The sequence below is a fragment of the Lachnoanaerobaculum sanguinis genome (genome assembly GCF_033242365.1).
Classification (GTDB): domain Bacteria; phylum Bacillota; class Clostridia; order Lachnospirales; family Lachnospiraceae; genus Lachnoanaerobaculum; species Lachnoanaerobaculum sanguinis.
Genome location: NZ_BTHK01000004.1, coordinates 158,835 through 179,667, shown reverse-complemented (window position 1 = coordinate 179,667; position 20,833 = coordinate 158,835). Strand labels below are relative to the sequence as shown.

Sequence of the window (20,833 nt, the reverse complement as noted above, 5' to 3'; positions counted from 1 at the left end):
CGTAGGAGAAAAAATGAAAAGAAAGACAATAAAAGCAAAATTGACTGCCGTATTGTCTGCGGGTATGGCTTTTGCCATGCTCGCACCGGCAATGCCGGCATATGCAGCTGCTCCGGGAGCAGGAGAAATACAGTTTAATTTTACCGGAAAGAATGAATCGGTAGATCGCTTTGCAAGTGATTTAACATTGAGTGGAACTGCAGGAGATGTTATTCCTACAGCACCGGCACCTGCAGGACTTCAGGTAAATACCGGAACAGGTGCTATAGCACTGCCATATATGAATGACAACGGAGCTTTTGATGCAACCAAAACATTCCAGGCAACCGGTGATACATCGGCACTTAACTGGGATCAGAGAGGGTTAACCGGATATTTAATTACAGCATGGTATCCAAGAAATAATAACGGTATAGCAAGTCCTTATATGAATCAGGTACCTGCAATATATCCATATGGCGGTCAGACATACTATGCAGAGCTTGGACCTGATAATACAAAAACTTATTATTATAGGGTCAATCATGTAAAGTCAAGTGCTGCAAGCGGATACTATATACCGGGTCTTGATGATGCAAGTGCAACTCCTGCATTTAAGAATGTACCTGATAGAAGTGTACCTGTAATGTCAGGTATATCCGTAGCACCTCTTACAATCCCGGGATATAAAGTAGTAAATGTAGATACTACAGATGACGGAGACGGCGGTAAGACAGTTGTTTTACAGGGTAACTTTGATGTATCAAAAACACATATAGCATATGATACGGACTCAAAGTATGTTACAGGAACATCTATAAACAAGGGGGTTGAAATAACATACAAGTATGTTGTTGACCCTACTCAGACAAACGGTATTACAGTACAGGATTCAGTATATAAGTCATCAGCAGCCGTAGCTACATATCATGCAGGATTACCTGCGGGAACAACACAGACAGCCGATAACTCACCATTGTATACAGTTCCACGTACGGTTAGCGAAGTAGCTGCAATTGAGGCCGGAAAGAAGATAGAGACTATCACAAATATACCGGCAACAATATACGGAACAAATCAGAATGTACCGCTTCAGGGTAATTTAAACCTTATCTTAGCAAAGAAGTTTCAAGATCCTGCAACAGGAGCAACAAACTATACTCCTGCAAGATATATTCTTGATGCTACAACCCCTATAACGGTAACATATGGTAACGGAAAACCTAATTCCGACGGATATTTCACATCACCGGGAGTAAGTGGAGGAGCGCCAACTGTTATAAGAAACTTGATACCTGCAAGGGATGATGCGGCAAATAATCTTAGAAAGATTACTACCGAAGCAAATATGGTAGGAGATGCCGGACATGATGTAGATGCAAGAAAAGTAGTGGGAACAATGCTTAATCAGCCTGTTACAATTACTTTCAACTACATACCGAACCCTGCATACTTTGTAACTTTAAAGGTAAAGTATGAGGATGATCAGGGAAATAATATAACACAGAAGGTACTTGATAAGTTGGCTGATGCCGGAAATGCAGTGCCTGATGCCCCTGCAACAGAAGTAACGGGAACATTCTATAAAGAAGCAAACGGAACAGATCCTGTACAGATGATTTATGCAAAGGCAAACAATACAGGTTCAGCATACAATATGACAATAGAGGCACCTGAGCTTACAAGCTATCTGACTCACCCAAGTATAGAGGTGGATGATGCTGCAAACTGGTCATCATCATATACAACTCCTATATCAAGCTTATATGCCACATGGAGTGCTACAAGCCCTAAGTATGTGGTATCAACAGGCGGACCTACAGACAACTTTGTACTTACAGTAAAGTATACTCAAGATCCTAATGCAGTTACAGAGTTATCTGCAGCATCTGTGGAGGGTGGAGATCTTTATGTAACAAGCGGTGGAAGCAGTGTTACATATGATAGTTATATTACAAACGGAGGAACTTTCCCAAGATTGATAAGAAAGAATATCAATCCTAGTACACTTAAGTATGATCTTGATATAAAGAGAAGCGACTTACCTACACCTGTTCCTAATGCAGGATATTTATTTGACAAATGGACATATAAGGGTCAGGAAGTAAGCTTTGGTTCAAACGGTGAGGCAACTTTAACACAGATAACACCGGGAACTACAAATATAATCTCTCTTATAGCTAATTTTAAGAAAGATCAAAATGCATGGTATAAGTTTACTCTCCATGATGAAAAAGCCGACAATAAGGTAGTATTATCAAACGGTACTTTGGCTGAGATACCAAGAAAAGATGCTTCAGGAGTAGATAGAGTTAATGTTCCGTGGAGTGAGATTCAGGATTATACAGAAGAGACTCATAACGGTATAAGTGTTGCAGCCGGATATACACCGAAGTGGTATGAAGGTACAGTAGATCCTTCAACAGGAAGATTGAACCTTACACCGATAGATACGGCAACTGTAGATCTTTCAACACTTGCAGGAAAAGATTTGTATGTATTTGGAGAGAGCACAACACCTGTAGCGCCATATGTACCAAATATTACAGGAAGCTTAAATCCTACAACAGGAGAGCCTACAATAACTATAGATTCTGCAACACCTGCACAAATGGATTCAAGACTTACATATGTTATAACAGATCCTTCAGGAAATGTTGTAGCAAAAATATCAGGTGCAGATGTAATGAGAGAGGGCGGTTTGGTTACAGATCCTGCAATACAGGCCGGAAATACTTATCATGTAAGTACAGTTCCTGCAACAGATGCGGGAAGTATAGTAGTAGGAGCACCGATACCTTCAAGTATAGCAACAGTAGCAGGACCTTCAGCACCGGCTACAATACCTGTAGCTGTTACACCTTCAGTATCACAGGATCCTTCAAATGCGGGACAGGCGATGATAACAATAAATCCTACATCACCTAATACAGACTATGCATTGGTAGATCCTTCAGGAAATGTAGTGTACCCGTTTACAACACCGAGTGCACCGGGAGCACCTATAACATTTAATAACTTAAATCCGAATACGATATACAGAGTTGTACCAAGAACAACAGGAACAAATGTAACACCTGCAGCACGTATAGCTGACGGAGCATCATTACCTGTTGACACATCAAACATCGGATTGGCAGTAAACAGATTTAATATAACAGCTGTTTCAAATGATGCACCGGCAATAAGTAACTTCAAGATAAACGGAGTTGCATCAACAGATCCTGCAGTTTTACAGGGACTGTCAGCCGGTACACAGGTAGAGATAGAGGCAAGCGGTCTTGACAATAACAGCCAATTATTTGATCATTGGAACATCATCAGCGGTGGACCTCTGCCAAATATGAATGCGGCAACAAATCAGCGTTTGACATTTGATATGCCGAACAACCCTGTAACAATACAGGCGGTATATTCAACACCGGGACAGACATGGGCTCCTGTACAGTATAATAACGGAGTAAGTCCAAGCAGAAATGTGGGAATTATCCAGCCGATTATTACAGACTCAGGAAACTTCCGTATAGTAATAGATAAGACACCTGTAGGAAGTACTCTGAGAACTCAGATGGCTGATGCTATAGGAGATGACTCATATAGAGGAGAATTCCGGGTAAGTGCAAGAGTACAAAAGGAAAATCCTTTAACAAGTACATGGGAAGATTATGCTTTACCAAGTGGAACAAAGTTATCAGGAGTAGTTGAGACAGGTGTATTGATGCAGGATAGAGAGTATAAGTTCTATTCAGCAACACCGTCAAATGCAACAACAACAGCTCCTACCTTTAATGAGGAACATGGAGATTATGAGAATGCAGGAAGTGCATACACAGGAGAGTTCAACTTTGAATTTGAGAGTGGAATGAACTATGTATTCGGATATGTTTTACCTGCAAGCACATTTAAGGTAAAAGTAATAGACGGAAGAGATAATCACCTTGTAACAAGACTTACAATAGCAAGTAATAAGGTAGTAAACGATTATGCGTCACTTTATGCAAGCGCAATACAGTCAGACTATGTAGACAATGACGGTATTACATGGCATTACGAGGGATTAAGTAAGGACAGAGGAATGTATGATCCTTATGATCCGACTCTTCGTGTAACAGCTGATGAGACAATCTATGTTTACTATTCAAATGATAAGGCTGAGCGTAGAAAAGCTGAGGCTGATTTAAAGGCGGCTATAAAGAATGCAAACAATCAGTTAAACAGAATCAACGATCCTGTAAAGAGAGCAGCACTTCAGGCGGCAATTAATGCGGCACAGGCTGTAATTGACAGAATAAACAGAAAGTCATCTACACCTGAGCTTATAGCAGCTCTTCAGGCGCTTAATGATGCAGTGGTTGATGCAGGAGGAAGAACACATGGTCGTGGTGGCCGCGGCGGTTCAGGCGGAGGCTCAGGCTCATCAGGAAGAAAGTCCGGCGGACAAACAGCAGGTCTTAGAGTCGGGTTTGACGGTAACTGGGAGCTTACAAATCCTGTAGAAGCTACAGCAAATCCTGACAGCAGCAAGTGGGTATTCAACCTTGCAAATGGCGGAAGAGCTAAGGGATGGGCATACTTAAGCTATACTTACGAAGGAAAGACAAAGTCTGAGTGGTATCACTTTGCTGAGGACGGCATCATGGATTCAGGATGGTTCTTAGACGGAAGTACATGGTATTATCTGTCAATGAATCACAACGGATTCTATGGTGAGATGATTAAGGGATGGCATCATGACGGCCAGGACGGAAGATGGTATTACCTTGATCCTTCAAGCGGTGCTATGCATACAAACTGGAGCAAGATAGGAGGAGAGTATTACTTCTTGAATCCTACAGCACCTGCACAGACGTGGTTCTTTGATAATGTAACAGGTAGATGGAATCATGGTAATGTGAACTCAAGACCTCTTGGTTCAATGTATCAGAATGAAACTACACCTGACGGTTATCATGTAAATGAAAGCGGAGCTTGGAGATAATTATAGTTTATAAAACTTGTAGATATTTTCAGTCCGAAATAAAAAAGGGGAGTCGCACGAAAGTGTGGCTCCTCTGTTTTTATAAAACAGCCACCCGAAGGTGGCCGAAATAATTTATTGCTGTTATTTATTTTGTTCCGAATATTCTGTCGCCGGCATCTCCAAGTCCCGGACAAATATAAGCGTCGGAATTAAGTTGTCTGTCAAGGTGACCTACATATATCTGTACATCCGGATGGGCCTCTTCAAGAGCTTTAAGTCCTTCAGGTGCGGCTATGATACACATGAATTTTATTTTTTTACCGCCATGTTTCTTGATTTGAGATATGGCATCGATAGCAGAACCGCCTGTTGCAAGCATAGGATCTGTAACAACTATTATTCTCTCCTCAATAGGGTTTGGAAGTTTACAATAATATTCTACAGGTGTATGAGTTTCTTCATCTCTGTAAAGACCTATATGTCCTACCTTTGATGCCGGCACAAGCTGTAAGATACCGTCAACCATACCGAGCCCTGCTCTAAGTATAGGTACTATTGCCATTTTTCTACCTGAAATCATTTCAGTCATACATTTTTCAAGTGGAGTTTCTACTTCAACTTCTTCTGTAGGAAGGTCGTTTAAGGCTTCATATCCCATCAACATTGCAATTTCACCTACAAGAGATCTGAATTCATTGGTTCCTGTGTTCTTATCACGAAGAATTGATATTTTGTGTTGAACCAACGGATGCTTATTAATATAAACTTTTGACATTTTACACCTCAATCTAAAATTTGCTTCCCTTATTATAGAGCAAATAAATACATAAGTACATAGAAAAAATTATTTAGTGCTTGGAGAATATTTTACAAGTACATAGTCACCAAGCTCATGAGAAAGAGGCATGGCTATAAAAATATCACCACCTGATTCGTAAGAGAAAAGCTTCGGAAAACCTTCATTCACATCATTTTTCTTTATAAGAGGGAAATCCGCATCCTCAAGCAAGGCTTTCAGAGTATCAACACTTAATGTCTTTTTATATTCTGTAAAGCCTGCAGCCTGTGTGTTTGTAGCATTTTCAAGTTCAACATCATCTGAGAGTATGTAGTTTGCAATGGTAAGCGGATCGGCAAAATCTGTAAGCCCGATACTTTCACCTGTATCAAGATTTATATTATTTGTAAAAATAATCTTTTTACTCTCATTTCCTGTTTTAAGTGTTCCGGTGTAAACTATACTCATTCTGTTTCTGCTTTGATTTTTTACATTATACTTTAATTCGGCAGTTGAACCGGCATTTGAAGTAAATGAATCCAAAGCAAGTTTGGCATTATCCTCAATAGCTTTATTTACTGATGATTCTATTTTAGAGTCAATTCCGCTAAGTTTAGGATAAGAGACTTTTGATTTATCCTTGGAATAGCTCTGCGCATTTTCGGTAACACTTGATTTGGAAGATGATTTTTTATCGGCGGTAGTTGTTTTACCTGATTTTGTTTCAGCCGAAGAGGACTCTTTACTGTCACTTGTAGGTGCAATTGTAGTTGGTGACATAGCGCCGTTAGCACCCTCGGCAGCGGTAGTAGTAGGTGACATGGCACCGTTAGCTTCTGTAGTCATAATACTTTTCAAATCTGAAGTATCCTTACTTTTGCATCCTGCACTTATAACAGGCAATGCAAGAATTGTTAAATATAATAATAGTTTCTTCATTTTACCTCCATATGATTTGATTTCTTCAAATACATTATACATGAAAACAGGAAAAAGAAATCTTAATTATAAATTAGATTTTAAAAAATACCACCAATGTAGTTTTTATAATATGTTTGCTTTCATTTTTAAATATGTTAAAATAATGCGAATGAATAGAACAAAATTTAGTTTTGGGGAGATAATATGGCATTTATCAGTGTTTTTGATGTGCTTGGTCCAAATATGATAGGGCCTTCAAGTTCACATACCGCAGGGGCATGTGTAATTGCATTCTTAGCCAGAAAGATGATAGGGGGGAATCCCAAAAAGGTAGAGTTTATACTTTACGGCTCCTTTGCAAAGACTTACAAAGGACATGGTACGGATAGAGCATTGCTTGGCGGACTTATGGGATTTAGCACAGATGATGTAAGAATACGTGATTCATTCAGCATTGCCGCCGAGAGAGGGATAGAGTACAAATTTACGCCAAACAGTGAGCTTACCGAGATTCATCCGAATACAGTTGATGTATGTATGGAGGATGAAGACGGGAGAAAGGTTACAGTCAGAGGTGAATCCCTTGGCGGTGGAAAGGTAAGAATAGTAAAGATAGATCAGGTTGATATAGACTTTTCAGGTGAGTACAGTGCTATTATTTTGGTGCATCGTGACAGACCGGGAGTTATAGCATATATCAGTAAGATTTTAAGTGAGCATAATATAAATATCGCATTTATGAAGCTTTACAGAGAATCAAAGGGAAATAAGGCATATACAATTATAGAATCGGATGAAATGATACCGCCGGATATAAAACCGGGATTATATAAAAATGAACATATATCACAGGTGATGATAGTTCAATAGGAGAGATTATGGATTTTATTAATGCAAAAGAGCTTTTAGAACTTTGTGATAAGAATGATCTATCCATTTCAGATGTAATGAAAAGAAGAGAATGTGATGAGAGTACAAGTTCAAAAGAAGAGATAATAAATAAAATGAAAAGAGTTCTTGAGATTATGAGAGACTCTTCAACATTACCTGTAAATACACCTATAAAATCAATGGGAGGACTTATAGGAGGTGAGGCAAAAAAGCTTAGCGAATATCAAAATCAGAAGAAAAATATAGGAGGTCCGGTACTTTCAAAGGCAGTAATGTATGCAATGGCCGTTTTGGAATGCAATGCCTCCATGGGACTTATAGTGGCGGCTCCTACCGCAGGTTCATCAGGAGTAGTTCCGGGACTCTTATTAGCAATGCAGGATGTATATTCTTTTTCTGATGAGAAAATATTAGATGCATTATTTACAGCAGGTGCAATAGGATATCTGGCTATGAGAAATGCTACTGTAGCCGGGGCTGTGGGTGGTTGTCAGGCGGAGATGGGTGTAGCGGCAGCCATGGCGGCGGCTGGAGCTGTTGAACTGTTGGGAGGAAGCCCTTCTCAATGTCTTGATGCGGCATCAACGGTGCTTATGAATATGCTTGGATTGGTATGTGATCCTGTAGGTGGACTGGTAGAGTATCCATGTCAAAACAGGAATGCTTCCGGAGTTGCAAATGCATTGGTGGCGGCAGAACTCACAATGGCGGGAATAAAGCAGCTTATACCTTTTGATGAAATGCTTGATACTATGTATAAGGTAGGTAAGAGAATGCCTGTAGAACTTAGAGAAACAGCACTTGGCGGATGCGCGGTGACAAAAAGTGCATGTGATGCCTGCGGAGGTTGCAGATAAAAATGCGATTACCCGATATAACTACATATCGGGTAATCGCTTATTTTAATTAGTTATTATATTTATAGAATCCTTCACCTGCATTTATACCTGTTTTACCTTCTGAAATATATTTTTCAAGAACAGCTTTTATTTTACCTTGAACAGTACCTGGATCCTTTGAAAGCGGATCGTTTGATACTACATTAAGGGCTGTACTTAAACCGATTATATCAAGAATCTGGAAAGGACCGTAGGGTGATCCTGTGCCCAGTCTCCATGTAAGATCGATGGTAGCAGGATCTGCGACTTCCTTTGCAAGCAGCATCTGTCCTGCATTTAAGAAAGGTATCAGCATGGAATTTAATATATATCCTGGTTGTTCTTTAGTAAGGCGAAGCGGAATCATTTTAATATCAGATGCAAACTTTGCTACAGCCTCATATGCATCCTTGTCTGTACCGTCATGCCCCATAATCTCGGCAGTATTGCTGATCCAAATATTGTTTGCAAAGTGAATTGCAAGATATTTTTCAGGTCTCCTAAGACAGTCACGGAATTGGCTTGGAATCATACTTGAAGAGTTTGTGGCAACTATTGTCTTTTCCTCAAGATGTGGATCCAAAGCTTTATAAAATTCCTTCTTTGCTTCAGGATTTTCAGCCATACTTTCAATTACAAGGTCTGTATCCTTACAAGCCTCTTCAAAACTTGTGGTAAGAATTATTTCTTTGTAGGCTTTCTCTGTAGATTCCAGAAGCTTATCTATATCTGATTCCGTAAGTGATCCGGAATCAGGAGCAAGTCCTCTCGGTAATGAGACCCCCGAACCAATACTTTTCTTAGCCTCACTTAATGTACTCTTGTAAATATTATATAATCTATCCAATTTCGGCTTTGTTCTTCCTATAGACTCTTCACTTCTGAGCCAAATCTTTACATTGAAACCGCAAAAAGCTGATTGAAAAGCTATCTGTGAACCAAGTACGCCACCGCCTGCAACTGTTATATTTTTCATATTACCTCCTTAATATCCTATATAAAGGACAAAGATTATTGTAAATGTACAATATTTAATTGTATAAAATATATTATAACACTTTTATATAATTTTGGGAATATATTTTACCGTACTGTTAAAGTTTTAAACTTTAACTTTATGAAAATATAGTATATAATGTACCGGTAAATTGTAAGAGGTTTAAGGAGGTTTTAAATGGGTAAGCAACCGAAAAAACGAAACAGTGGTAACACTTTGGGGCTCTGTTTAATGATTTTGGCCGCTGTTATTACTATTATAATAGCTTTTCCGGTTACTGATGGTATCAGAAAGACTATAAAAGATAATATCAAATATATTGCCGGTACATATTCCGCTACGGAAAAGGGATTTGGTGGCAAGGTAAAAGCCATAGTAACAGTCGGAGATAACGGAATAGAAAATATTTCATTTGAAGGGTCTAAGGAAACTCCGGATATAGGAGGAGCTGCTGTTGAAAAACTCAATGCACAGATGAAAACAGCGCTTGATACCGAGATTGACTCTGTAAGCGGTGCAACAGTCACTTCCACAGCTTTGAAAAGAGCGTTGAAAAAGGCTTTACTGAAGGCTCGGGGTAAAGAAGTTAAAGAAAATATGGAAGTAAAGTCTGCAGATATTGTAGTAATAGGTGCAGGTGGTGCAGGAATGAGTGCGGCGATAGAAGCGGCACAAAAAGGCGCTACAAATGTAGTTATTTTGGAGAAGATGCCTTTTACAGGCGGTAATACCGTAAGGGCTACAGGCGGTTTGAACGCTTCTGAAACTCAGTATCAAAAAAGAGACGGTATAGAGGACAGCAATGATTTGTTCTATGAAGATACAATGAAGGGCGGAAAGAATTTAAACGACCCCGATCTTGTAAGAACATTGGTACAAAATTCAGCTGCAGCAGTTGACTGGGTAAATGAAATCGGCGGAGATCTTTCTGTAGTTGCTCAGTTCGGTGGAGCAAGTGTAAAGAGAATACACAGACCAAGTGATACATCTGCGGTAGGACCTATGCTTGTAAAGACCTTAAACGCAAAGCTTGATGAACTTGGAATTCCTGTTTTACTTGAAACCAAGGCTACAAAGATAATTGCCGATAAGGACGGTAAGATAACAGGAGTGGAAGCCGAGGATGAAAATGGAGAGTTTGTTATAAATACCAAGGCTGTTATACTTGCTACAGGAGGTTTCGGAGCAAATCCCGATATGGTGGTAAAATATGCGCCACAGCTTGCAGGATTTATTACAACGAACCATTCCGGAGCTACAGGTGACGGTATAGAAATGGCACTTGAATTGGGAGCCGGACTCACAGATATCGAGCAGATTCAGACTCATCCTACCGTAAATCCGAATACCGCGACAATGTATACAGAGGGTGTTCGCGGTAACGGTGCTATATTGGTAAATGACGACGGAAATCGTTTTGTAAATGAACTTGAGACAAGAGATGTTGTTTCCGCAGCAATACTTAAGCAGCCAAATGAAGAGAGCTGGCTTGTTTTTGATACTGCGGTAAGAGAATCACTCAGTGCTATAGAAAAATATATAAATGAGGGAATTATTGTAGAAGCAAATACAATAGAAGAACTTGCTGAAAAAACAGGTATTAACAAAGAGAATCTTGTGGCTACCATGAATAAGTACGCCTCAATGCAGGAAGCAGGTGAGGACAGTGAATTCGGAAGAAAGAGTATGGAAGTACCTCTTACAAAGGCACCTTACTTTGCAGGACTTGCGAAACCTGCTATCCATCATACAATGGGCGGTGTAAAGATAAACACTGAAACTCAGGTTTTAAAAGAAGACGGAAGCGCTATCCAGGGACTTTACGCTGCCGGTGAAGTGGTAGGCGGAGTACACGGAGCCAACAGATTAGGTGGAAATGCCGTGGCGGATATAGTGGTATTCGGACGTATTTCAGGTGATAATGCAAACGGATATGTACTTGCAAACGGCGGAAATACCGAAAGAACCATAGTCGTAGAAAACGAAGATGCAAACTTCGTTCCACAGGATATAAAGACAGATCTTAAAGACGGTTCTTATAAAGGAAGCGCAAAGGGATTTGGCGGAGATGTGGAAGTTACATTTACCGTTAAAAACGGTATAGTAAACGATCTTTCTATAAGCGGAGGAAAGGAAACCGCCGAAATAGGAGGAAAGGCTATGGAGAAAATAAAGAGAAAAATGCAGTCAAGCGGTGAGTTTAAGGTTGACAGCGTATCCGGAGCATCTATTACCTCAAAGGGTGTAAGTGACGCTATAAAGAATACTACATTGCAGTAGTTAAATATAAAGCTGATATTCAAGTTGGATATCAGCTTTTTTTATTAAGAAATATTATTTTTTTATTATTTTTTAATGACTTAGTATTAAGTTTATGATACAATTTTTTGCAAGTTTAAATGTTGTATATAGCTTTATTTATGCAAAACTATACTTGAAAACATTAGAATAATATATACATAATAAAGGGGTATAAAATGAAAAAAAGAAGTTTCATTGGTTTATTGTTTGGCGCGGTGCTTTTGACAGGTTGCTCCGGTATTTCGTCTACTATAGCGGATATGCAGATAAAGAGTGCAAAAAAAAGCATGAAGGCTGAGAATTATGATAAAGCTATAAATAAGTTGAAAAGAGCTGTGTCTATACAAAGTAAAAATGTAGATGCATATATAATGCTTGCAGATGCATATGTGAAGGCCGGAGAACAAAAAGAGGCCGAGGATACTATCGACAAGCTTCGTGATTTGGACGATGTGAGACTAAGCGGCACACAGGAGGAGAAAGTTTGCTTACTTGACAGCAAGAGAATATATAGTGATATACTCAACAATTTCTATAAAACAGGTATTATAGGTGATGATGATGAACTGTATTTTTACAGTGGTGTAAATGAAATAGATTCTCTGGATAGTGATAAAGTTCCTGACTATTATTACTTTACATTAGCGGATATAACAGGTGACGGTCAAGATGAAATAATTATTTCAAAAAAAGATAAAGATGGTAGCAGTGAATATATTGTGCCGTTTAAGTTAATAAAAGGAAAAGCGGTACGAATTAGTTTTTTAAGCTCACCTGTCATATTTGCTGAGAACGGTAATGTTGTACAGGATTATAGTTCGTCAGATAAAGATAATCTGGTTGTATTAGGATGGAATTCTTCAATAGTACGCTATATGAAATTAGATAAAGACAGCAAAAGTAAAGAGATAGAGGAAACAAAACAGTTGATATCGGATAATAAAGTTATACTCAGCTCAGATGATATAGTCAATCGTGTGAATCCTGACAGAATCAAAGAGGCTGTAGATTCAATGGAGGTTCCGGATATTGATGATATTGATGTTGAAGAAAATAATAAGAGTAAAAACTCCGGAGACAAAAATAATAAAAACGAAGATTATAAGGAACGTTATAGGAAGAGATTGAATAACATTATTGATAGTGATGATACGTATGAATATTTTTTTAAACTTGCAGATATTACAGGTGACAATAGAGATGAGCTGATTATTAAACGGATATATGATGAATCGAATTATTTTGTGGATATATATAGTGTTGTAGATGGTAAACTTTATCTTGATATTTATGGGGAATATGGGGAGTTGTTCAGAGTTTTTGATGATAATTCCATATTGTGTGGTAGGGAATATTTAGATGATACCAAGCAGTTTAAATATTATAAATATAATAGAGATATATCAAGATTTTACATGGAAAAAGCCGGACAATATAGAGATGGTGATCTTGAATATCTGAACAAATTGCTGGAAAAGAAGGTAAAGTTGACTTCAGAGGATATAAATACCGAGCTGACATATGATAATATTGATACGGCACTTGGAGAATAGAAATTCATTGTTTAGAGAGGATTAAGGATAAGAGTTGACTATGAAGAGAAAGTATGTGGTATTGTTTTTATTTAGCATCATGCTTTTGACCGGATGTGCAAATATTGCTTCTATGAGAGCAAGTATACAACTAAAGAGTGCTGAGAAGTATTTATTGTCGGAAGACTATGAAAAGGCGATTGTAAGGCTTAATAAAGCTATTAAAATAGAACCTAAGAATGTAGAAAGCTATATTTTACTTGCCGATACATATCAAAAAGTAGGAGATATTGATAAAGCCGATAAAATTTTGAGTATGGCAAAGGAAATAAAAAATATGTCCGGTGAGGACCTTGATAAAATTAAAGAAAAAGAGGCAGAACTGGGTGCATTTGTTCATATTTCAGAGCCATCAGGTGAATATTCAAAGCCAATTACAATATATTTAACTAATAAAAATAACTATGAGATTCATTATAAAGTTGAAAATGATTCAGATGATATTTTAATGCCGGATACCAAGTATATAACACCAATTAGTATAAAGAGAGAAGGAACTTATCTGCTAAAGACTTATACTACAGATGACACCGGAAAAAAGTATGATGAAGTATCTGTAAAATATAAAATTACAAATAAAAAATCAGAGGGTAATAAGTCTACTATAAAAGTCAGTACGAGAGAAGATATTGAGAGAATCAACTCAAATCCTGATGGAAGCTATGAACTGACAAATGATATTGAATTAGGTGATTGGGAGCCGATAGGTACGGAAGAACGACCATTTAAAGGAAGACTTTTGGGCAATGGGCATACTATAAAATTCAGAATAAATAAGAACACAAGCGATTCATATAATGCCGGATTGTTTGGTGTGATAAATGGAGGCACAGTATCAGATCTGATTATTGATACAGATATTGACTTGCAAGTTGGTGGAAATGGTACTCTTATGGCTAATTCAGCCGGAATATGTGGAAAACTGCTGAATGGTACTATCGAAAAATGTTTAGTAAAAGGAGAAATACTAACTTTAGGGTCAGGTGATGCATATGCCAGAAGCGGTGGTATAACTGCAAGTGCAGAGAATGCATCGGTTATATCTAATTGTGTAGTAGAAGCTTATATAAAAGCGTCATCAAATGATTATAATACGATGGCGGCAGGGATTTCACCATGGCTTGACAGTTCTACTATAGACAGATGTATCGTGAGAGGTCCGATTTATGGAAGTAATGATATAGGATATACATATGTAAGTGGAATATCAGCCTCCGGTGCTGATGGAGAAGTAAATTCTTCTGTTGTTGAAACAACAGATATAGTTGGATACGGTAATGGCTTATTTTTAGATATTATTAGTAATTTTGCTGTATGCAAAGGTAATATAGCATTGCAAAAAGGAAATAAAAACGGATATGTAACATACAATGAATTAATGAGTATAGACACATATATAAAAATGGGATGGGACTTTATAAATGATTGGAAGATGGATTCCAATTCGGAAGTAACTCTAATGTATTAAAATCAGCGTATTTTTGGAGGAGAAAATGAAGATAAAACAGAGAGGTTTATTTATAGTTATTTCAGTTATTTTACTTATGTGGCTTACAGGTTGTGGGAAAAAGACTGTAGCATTGGATGATTATATTAAAGTATCAGCAACCGGATATGATTCAATAGGAACTGCAGAGGTGTCGCTGGACTATAAAAAGTTTGAGAAAGACTATGGCAAAAAGATCAAGTTCAATAAAAAAGAGAGTAGACATGATTTTGTTAAGGAACATTCTCTAAAATCTTCTATGGATGATTCGAAACTTTTGTTGGATACCTGTGTGCAGATGGAAATGGATACAGACAATCATCTAAGTAATGGTGACATTATAAAGGTAAAAGTAAATTTTGATGAGGAACTTGCCGAGGAGTATTTTAAAGTTGAGCTTACTTGTTCAGATATAGAATATAAAATAGAGAGCTTGGAAGAAGTAGATAAGTTTAATCCTTTTGATTATATTACAGTTGAATTTTCAGGAACTTCTCCTCATGTAAGTGCACATATAAATGAAGATAGTGACAGAAAGGAAATAAAAGATATATACTTTGAAGCGGATAAAACTTCAAATATTAAGGTGGGTGATGCCATAAAAGTCAGAGCAAAACAAAATATAAGTGATCGAGAATTCGTGGAAAAGTATGGTTCTATAATATCAGAACATACAAAACAATATATCTGTGAGGGGCTGGATGCTTATATTACAAGTACTATTGATGTACCTGAGAATTCTATGAATGAGTTAATATCTGACGGAGAAAATGAAATTAGAGATCATATTAACGACTACTGGAGTAAACCGGATAACTTGACCAGCATAACATATGAAGGCAATTATGTATTATCTTTAAAGGAAGATAATACTAGATGGGGATTGTATGATAATTTTGTATATATGGTATATAAAATTCAGGCAATAAATCCTGACCCGGTTCAAGCTGTAGAGTATTATGATTATGTCCGCTATTCAAATCTGGTGCTTTCAGCAAAAGGAGAATGGTCTTTAGGCTTTGGAGGTGATAGTACAACATCTGATATATTAGATGAAGACGGCTCATTTAATGTTGGAAACTATAGATATAGCGGATATCAAGATTTGAAATCATTTTTTAATAGTGAAATAATTCCATATGTAGATGATTATAATTATACTACTACTTTAAGCCCCAGTTAGTAAAAATAAAAGGTAGATTATCACATGTCTACCTTTTATTTTAATAGAAAAATTAGATGTGTTATGTTAAGATTATTCTATCAAAATAAAAGTCATTAACTATTAAGAGACTAAATGTTTAGGGGGACAAATTGTTAATAACCAGGGAAATGGACTATGCTGTAAGAATTATTAGAGCATTAAAAGAGGGGACAAAAGTTTCGGCAACTGAGGTGGCTAAAAAAGAACATTTACCACAAGCTATTACATATAAAGTTTTAAACAGTCTGTTGAAATCAAAATTGATTGGAAGTATGAGAGGAGTCAACGGCGGATACTATTTAAAATGCGACCTTTCAAATACCACATTGTTTGATATATGTATTGCATTAGGCGAGGACATGAGTATTACTGAATGTATAAGAGAAGGCTTTGATTGTATCAATAACAGATGTGGAGAATGTATGCTGAACAAAGAGTTTACAAGAATACAAAGCGCATTGAACAGAGAATTACAGAAAACCACTTTGGATAAACTTTTATAGGTTTATCCTTTTTTATTATTATAATGATAATAATAAAAAAGGTTTTAGTAACACATATACCAATAGTAAGAAAAAATTAATAAATGCTTGACAATATATTAATACAGATTTAAACTAAAGCTATAACAAAAATTCACATTAAGGAGAATATTGATGAGTGGAATAGGAATATTTTTGGGAATTGTATTAATAGTTGCAATGGTGTTTTGTGCTTTCAAAGAGAGCTCTATTACATCTCCGTATAAGACATTTAAGATATACGGAAGATGGAGAGCTTTTTTTGCGTTTGATTTTACTGGACTTGGTGCTATTTTGATTTTTGGCTCTGTATTGGATATGATGGGATATAATTGGATAGTAACTGAAGGATTTTTGGAAGTAGTATCAGCACCCATATTGCTACTATGTGGTTTAGGAGCATTAATATTAGGAATTTTAATTTATGTAATTACATATAAAAATTGCCCTGAAGATTTGCGTGGAAAGCTTATCATACATATGATAATGACAGCTCTAGGTACAATGACGAAGGTCGGATTTTTTTGGTTAATGTTCTTCTTCAAAATATGGAGTTATACTTTGCCAAAACATGTTGTGGGAAGTGATGGCAAGAGCTACTTAAGATATAATAATGGAGATATTTACAGTTCGGCAGGTAAGCGTGTAGGAAATGAGACTGGGGATGGAGAATTTACAGTGTTAAAAGCAGATAATGGTGAATTGATAGAAAACGATATCAAATTTAAATAATAATTAGTTGTTTAAAACTAATTTAATAAATACCTTATGGAGGATTAGAGATGAGAAAAGTAGGTTTGATTGCAGCATTAGCAATTGTTAGTTCTGTTTCGCTGACCATGCCGGTTTTTGCGGGAGATTGGGTGGCAAACGGTTCAACATGGGAGTACCATGAAAATGGAAGAGCTACAGCAAACAGATGGGTGCAAGGTGCAAATAGTCAGACATGGTATTATGTCAAGGGTGACTATAAGATGGCAAGCAACGAGTGGGTACTGTCAAACGGCGCATGGTATTATATGAACTCAAATGGTGCTATGGCAGTAAACCAATGGGTACAGTCAGGTGGAGACTGGTACTATATGGGTGGCAACGGAGTGATGGTTACCAATCAAAGTGTAGGTGGCTATGTGCTTGGTAGTGATGGAAAGATGAAGACAAATAATTATACTGCAAGTACAAATTCAACGCAACAGAGCACATATAGGAACAATAAGTCGGAGTATTCACTATCGGATTTGCTCGGAACGTATTCGGGATATGCATATGATAGTGGTTATAAGCAAGATGTTGATGTTTACATTTATGAAGATAGAGGAGAAGTATTTGCGGAGATTTACTACGATGACTCGTATGGAGATGAGATTAGAATGAGATATCGTGTAACCGGTAGTGGAACTGATTTCAAATTTGCAGCAGGTAAAGAGGTGAATGGACACATAGCATGGAGATTAACGACTGGTTATGATACAGTGAAATTTGATGGAACTAGATTAAAAACAAAATTCAGTGATTATGGTTATTCATTTGTTGTAGATAAAAACTAATTTTAATTAAAATATATAAAACCCTACATCAGTGGATGTGGGGTTTTTGCCGGCAATTCAATTGGTTGGAGGATTATGAAAAAAATTGTTTTAGCATCGGTGATTGGTTTATCGCTGGTATTTACAGGTTGTGCCAAGATTTCATCAATGCGTGCCGGTGTGCAGATAAAGAGCGCACAAAAGTACTTACTGTCAGAGGATTATAAAAAGGCGATAGTAAGGTTAAACAGGGCTATTTCTATGGATCCGATGAATGTAGAAGCATATCTTTTGCTTGTTGAGGCATATCAAAAGTCTGATATGAATGAAGATGCGGATGAAGTGTTGGAAAAGTTGCATGGTTTTGACGAACTTACAAAGGAGCAGAAAGAGAAGCTTGAAGCATTGAACAGTAGGAAAGTATATAAAGATATACTGATGAATTTCTATAGGACAGGAGTTATAGGAGAAGAGGACACAATCTATTTGTATAAAGATGTGAATGACTATAATTCTATAGATGATGATCCTCTGTACTCATATTATATGAAGCTTATGGATATTACCGGAGATAATAAAGACGAAATCTTAGTCTATCAAAGACGAAAAGATGGTGATAGTGACGGTGTATTATGGGTATTTGAAGTTATAGACGGCAAGGCGGTGACTCTATGTCTCAAATTATGTGATTATAACAGTTCATTTATCCTGAATAATAATACTATATTGTTTAACTACAATAAAAATGATGCAGAGTCCGATGAAGTTTATAGTTATGATTCGGTAGTATCAAGATTTGAACAATTGGATAAAGACGATGATAAGGTAAGTACAGTAATGAATATGGCGGAAGGCAATAAAATAAAATTGAGTATGCCTGATATTGATACCTTGCTTAATCCTGATAATATAGAAATATCGGTCAATAAGATGGATGTGTCAAATATTGTTTATAATGACAAAAAGAAACATAGCAGCACGTCAAAAGAGTATAAAGAGGTATACAGAGAATTTTTGATAAATTATAATGCTGAAGGCGATATACCGGTAAAGTTTAAGCTTTTAGATATTACAGGTGACGGCAAAGATGAACTCATTATCAAAGATCATAAAGATGGATGGGATGATTATTGTATATATGAAGCCATAGATGGAAAGGCTTACAAGACTTTTGATGAATATGCTAATGTTTTTGAAGTTTATAATGATAACACTATACTGGTAGAGTCGTTTTATGATGGTGAAACGTCCCCAATGTTTGCATGTTTTACATATGATAAAGATATTTCAAGATTCTATCGCAATAAAAATGGTGGTTATCGTAACGGGGATCAGGAATATTTGATAGATATGATTAATAAAAAAGAAAAGCTGACAGGTTCTGAAATTACTACTGAACTTACACCGTCCAATGTTTATGATGCTTTAGAATAGATATATTTTTGCAGCGAGGAGGATTATGAAAAAAGTTGTTTTGGCATCTGTGATCTGTTTATCACTTGTCTTTACAGGTTGTGCCAAGATTTCATCAATGCGTGCCGGTGTACAGATAAAGAGTGCACAAAAGTACCTACTGTCAGAGGACTATGAAAAGGCTATAGTGAGGTTAAACAAAGCTATTGCTATGGATCCGAAGAATGTAGAGGCACATCTTTTGTTGGTAGAGGCATATCAAAAGTCTGATATGAATGAAGAAGCTGAGGAAGTATTGGAAAAGCTTCGCGATTTGGACGAATTGACAGAGGATCAGGAAGAGAAACTTGAAGCATTGGACAGCAGAAAAGTATATAAAGATATACTGATGAATTTCTATAATACAGGATTTATTGGAAATTATTGCAAAGTTGATGTTGATATGAAGGGATACACATCTATTAAAGATTATAAGGAAGATAGTTATTGGTTTGATCTTGCAGATGTAACAGGCGACGGTAAGGATGAAATAGTAATATTGACAGGAAATGATGAACATGGTTCTCATACAAATATTTATGAGGTTGTAAAAGATAAGGCATTAGGTATATATATTGACGGTTTAGGTGGTTTGGATATGACCGATAATAATATAATAGTGGAAAATTACTATTCAACTATATATTTGAGTTATTTAAAATATAATTCTGATTTAAAGCGATTTGAAATCACAGAAGACAGTGAAATTATTAATAAGGCGGTGGATATGTCCGGCGAAGATAAGTTTAGAAAGTTCGACTTCGTAGAAGTGACGCCTGATAATATAGTTGAGGCTGTAGATAATATGAAGATTTCAGACAGTGATTTGCAGGAGAGTACCAAAAAGCCTAATAAAAAGGAAAATAAAAGAACGATTGCAAATTATAAAGAATTATACAGAGACATATTGAATGAGTATTATAATAATACATTATATGAATATAGTTTCAGATTGGAAGATATAACAGGTGACGGTCAAGATGAGCTTATTATAAAAGAGTATTCTTTGGCAAATGGTTCATTTTACTATATATATGAAGTTAAAGGTGATAAGGTGAACAAGATTTTTGATGGATCATGCTCAGAGCTTAGTTTTTTTGAGGACGGTAATATTCTTGATTCATATGGAACCAACTATGATAAAGAATTACCTATATACGATTATTATGTATATGATAAAGATATCTCAAGGTTCAGACTTGAAAAAGATGGAGGACATCTCAAAGGAGATAAAGAATATTTTGATAAGCTTGCCAATAAGCCTATGAAACTTTATGGATGGGATGTAGACACTGAAATCACCTTGTCAAGTATAGACGAGGCTTTGAGATAAATACAATATCAATT

At 36.7% G+C, this 20,833-nt stretch carries 15 protein-coding genes; 12 read left to right on the top strand and 3 right to left on the bottom strand.

The features are described from left to right. Window positions 1-13: 13 nt before the first annotated feature. On the top strand, window positions 14-4,957 hold the full coding sequence (locus SBH76_RS04245) for an N-acetylmuramoyl-L-alanine amidase family protein (RefSeq protein ID WP_317976902.1): 4,944 nt from the start codon (window positions 14-16) through the stop codon (window positions 4,955-4,957). 127 nt (window positions 4,958-5,084) lie between these two features. Here SBH76_RS04245 and upp read toward each other — a convergent pair whose 3' ends face one another. Next, a complete protein-coding gene (upp, locus tag SBH76_RS04240) occupies window positions 5,085-5,714 on the bottom strand; it encodes a uracil phosphoribosyltransferase (protein WP_009662683.1) in 630 nt (209 codons plus the stop codon). 69 nt (window positions 5,715-5,783) lie between these two features. Beyond that, window positions 5,784-6,656, bottom strand: coding sequence for a hypothetical protein (locus SBH76_RS04235; protein ID WP_317976900.1), 873 nt, complete (start codon window positions 6,654-6,656; stop codon window positions 5,784-5,786). A 186-nt stretch (window positions 6,657-6,842) separates the two neighbouring features. Here SBH76_RS04235 and sdaAB point away from each other — a divergent pair, with 186 nt between their 5' ends. Further along, a complete protein-coding gene (sdaAB, locus tag SBH76_RS04230) occupies window positions 6,843-7,508 on the top strand; it encodes an L-serine ammonia-lyase, iron-sulfur-dependent subunit beta (protein ID WP_317976899.1) in 666 nt (221 codons plus the stop codon). Between the two features lie 8 nt (window positions 7,509-7,516). Then, entirely contained in the window at window positions 7,517-8,386 is an 870-nt protein-coding gene (gene sdaAA / locus SBH76_RS04225; RefSeq protein WP_317976898.1) for an L-serine ammonia-lyase, iron-sulfur-dependent, subunit alpha, read from the top strand. 49 nt (window positions 8,387-8,435) lie between these two features. Here sdaAA and SBH76_RS04220 read toward each other — a convergent pair whose 3' ends face one another. Then, complete coding sequence (locus SBH76_RS04220) at window positions 8,436-9,383, bottom strand: 3-hydroxyacyl-CoA dehydrogenase (RefSeq protein WP_317976897.1); 948 nt, start codon at window positions 9,381-9,383, stop codon at window positions 8,436-8,438. Window positions 9,384-9,581: 198 nt separating this feature from the next. Here SBH76_RS04220 and SBH76_RS04215 point away from each other — a divergent pair, with 198 nt between their 5' ends. The 9 genes from SBH76_RS04215 to SBH76_RS04175 all read left to right on the top strand — a co-directional run bounded on the left by SBH76_RS04215 (window position 9,582) and on the right by SBH76_RS04175 (window position 20,819). Next, window positions 9,582-11,684 (top strand): flavocytochrome c, encoded by a 2,103-nt coding sequence (locus tag SBH76_RS04215; RefSeq protein WP_317976896.1) that lies wholly within the window; start codon window positions 9,582-9,584, stop codon window positions 11,682-11,684. 197 nt (window positions 11,685-11,881) lie between these two features. Then, entirely contained in the window at window positions 11,882-13,258 is a 1,377-nt protein-coding gene (locus SBH76_RS04210) for a tetratricopeptide repeat protein (RefSeq protein WP_317976895.1), read from the top strand. A 40-nt stretch (window positions 13,259-13,298) separates the two neighbouring features. Continuing rightward, a complete protein-coding gene (locus SBH76_RS04205) occupies window positions 13,299-14,765 on the top strand; it encodes a tetratricopeptide repeat protein (RefSeq protein ID WP_317976894.1) in 1,467 nt (488 codons plus the stop codon). A gap of 25 nt (window positions 14,766-14,790) precedes the next feature. Next, a complete protein-coding gene (locus SBH76_RS04200) occupies window positions 14,791-15,966 on the top strand; it encodes a hypothetical protein (protein ID WP_317976893.1) in 1,176 nt (391 codons plus the stop codon). A 131-nt stretch (window positions 15,967-16,097) separates the two neighbouring features. Beyond that, on the top strand, window positions 16,098-16,490 hold the full coding sequence (locus SBH76_RS04195) for an RrF2 family transcriptional regulator (protein WP_317976892.1): 393 nt from the start codon (window positions 16,098-16,100) through the stop codon (window positions 16,488-16,490). A 153-nt stretch (window positions 16,491-16,643) separates the two neighbouring features. Further along, window positions 16,644-17,240 carry a hypothetical protein gene (locus SBH76_RS04190; RefSeq protein ID WP_317976891.1) on the top strand — a complete coding sequence of 199 codons (597 nt, stop codon included), beginning with the start codon at window positions 16,644-16,646 and terminating at the stop codon, window positions 17,238-17,240. A 50-nt stretch (window positions 17,241-17,290) separates the two neighbouring features. Next, window positions 17,291-18,055, top strand: coding sequence for a hypothetical protein (locus SBH76_RS04185; RefSeq protein WP_317976890.1), 765 nt, complete (start codon window positions 17,291-17,293; stop codon window positions 18,053-18,055). A gap of 75 nt (window positions 18,056-18,130) precedes the next feature. Then, window positions 18,131-19,468, top strand: coding sequence for a tetratricopeptide repeat protein (locus SBH76_RS04180; protein WP_317976889.1), 1,338 nt, complete (start codon window positions 18,131-18,133; stop codon window positions 19,466-19,468). Window positions 19,469-19,493: 25 nt separating this feature from the next. Then, window positions 19,494-20,819 carry a tetratricopeptide repeat protein gene (locus tag SBH76_RS04175; RefSeq protein WP_317976887.1) on the top strand — a complete coding sequence of 442 codons (1,326 nt, stop codon included), beginning with the start codon at window positions 19,494-19,496 and terminating at the stop codon, window positions 20,817-20,819. Window positions 20,820-20,833: the final 14 nt, after the last annotated feature.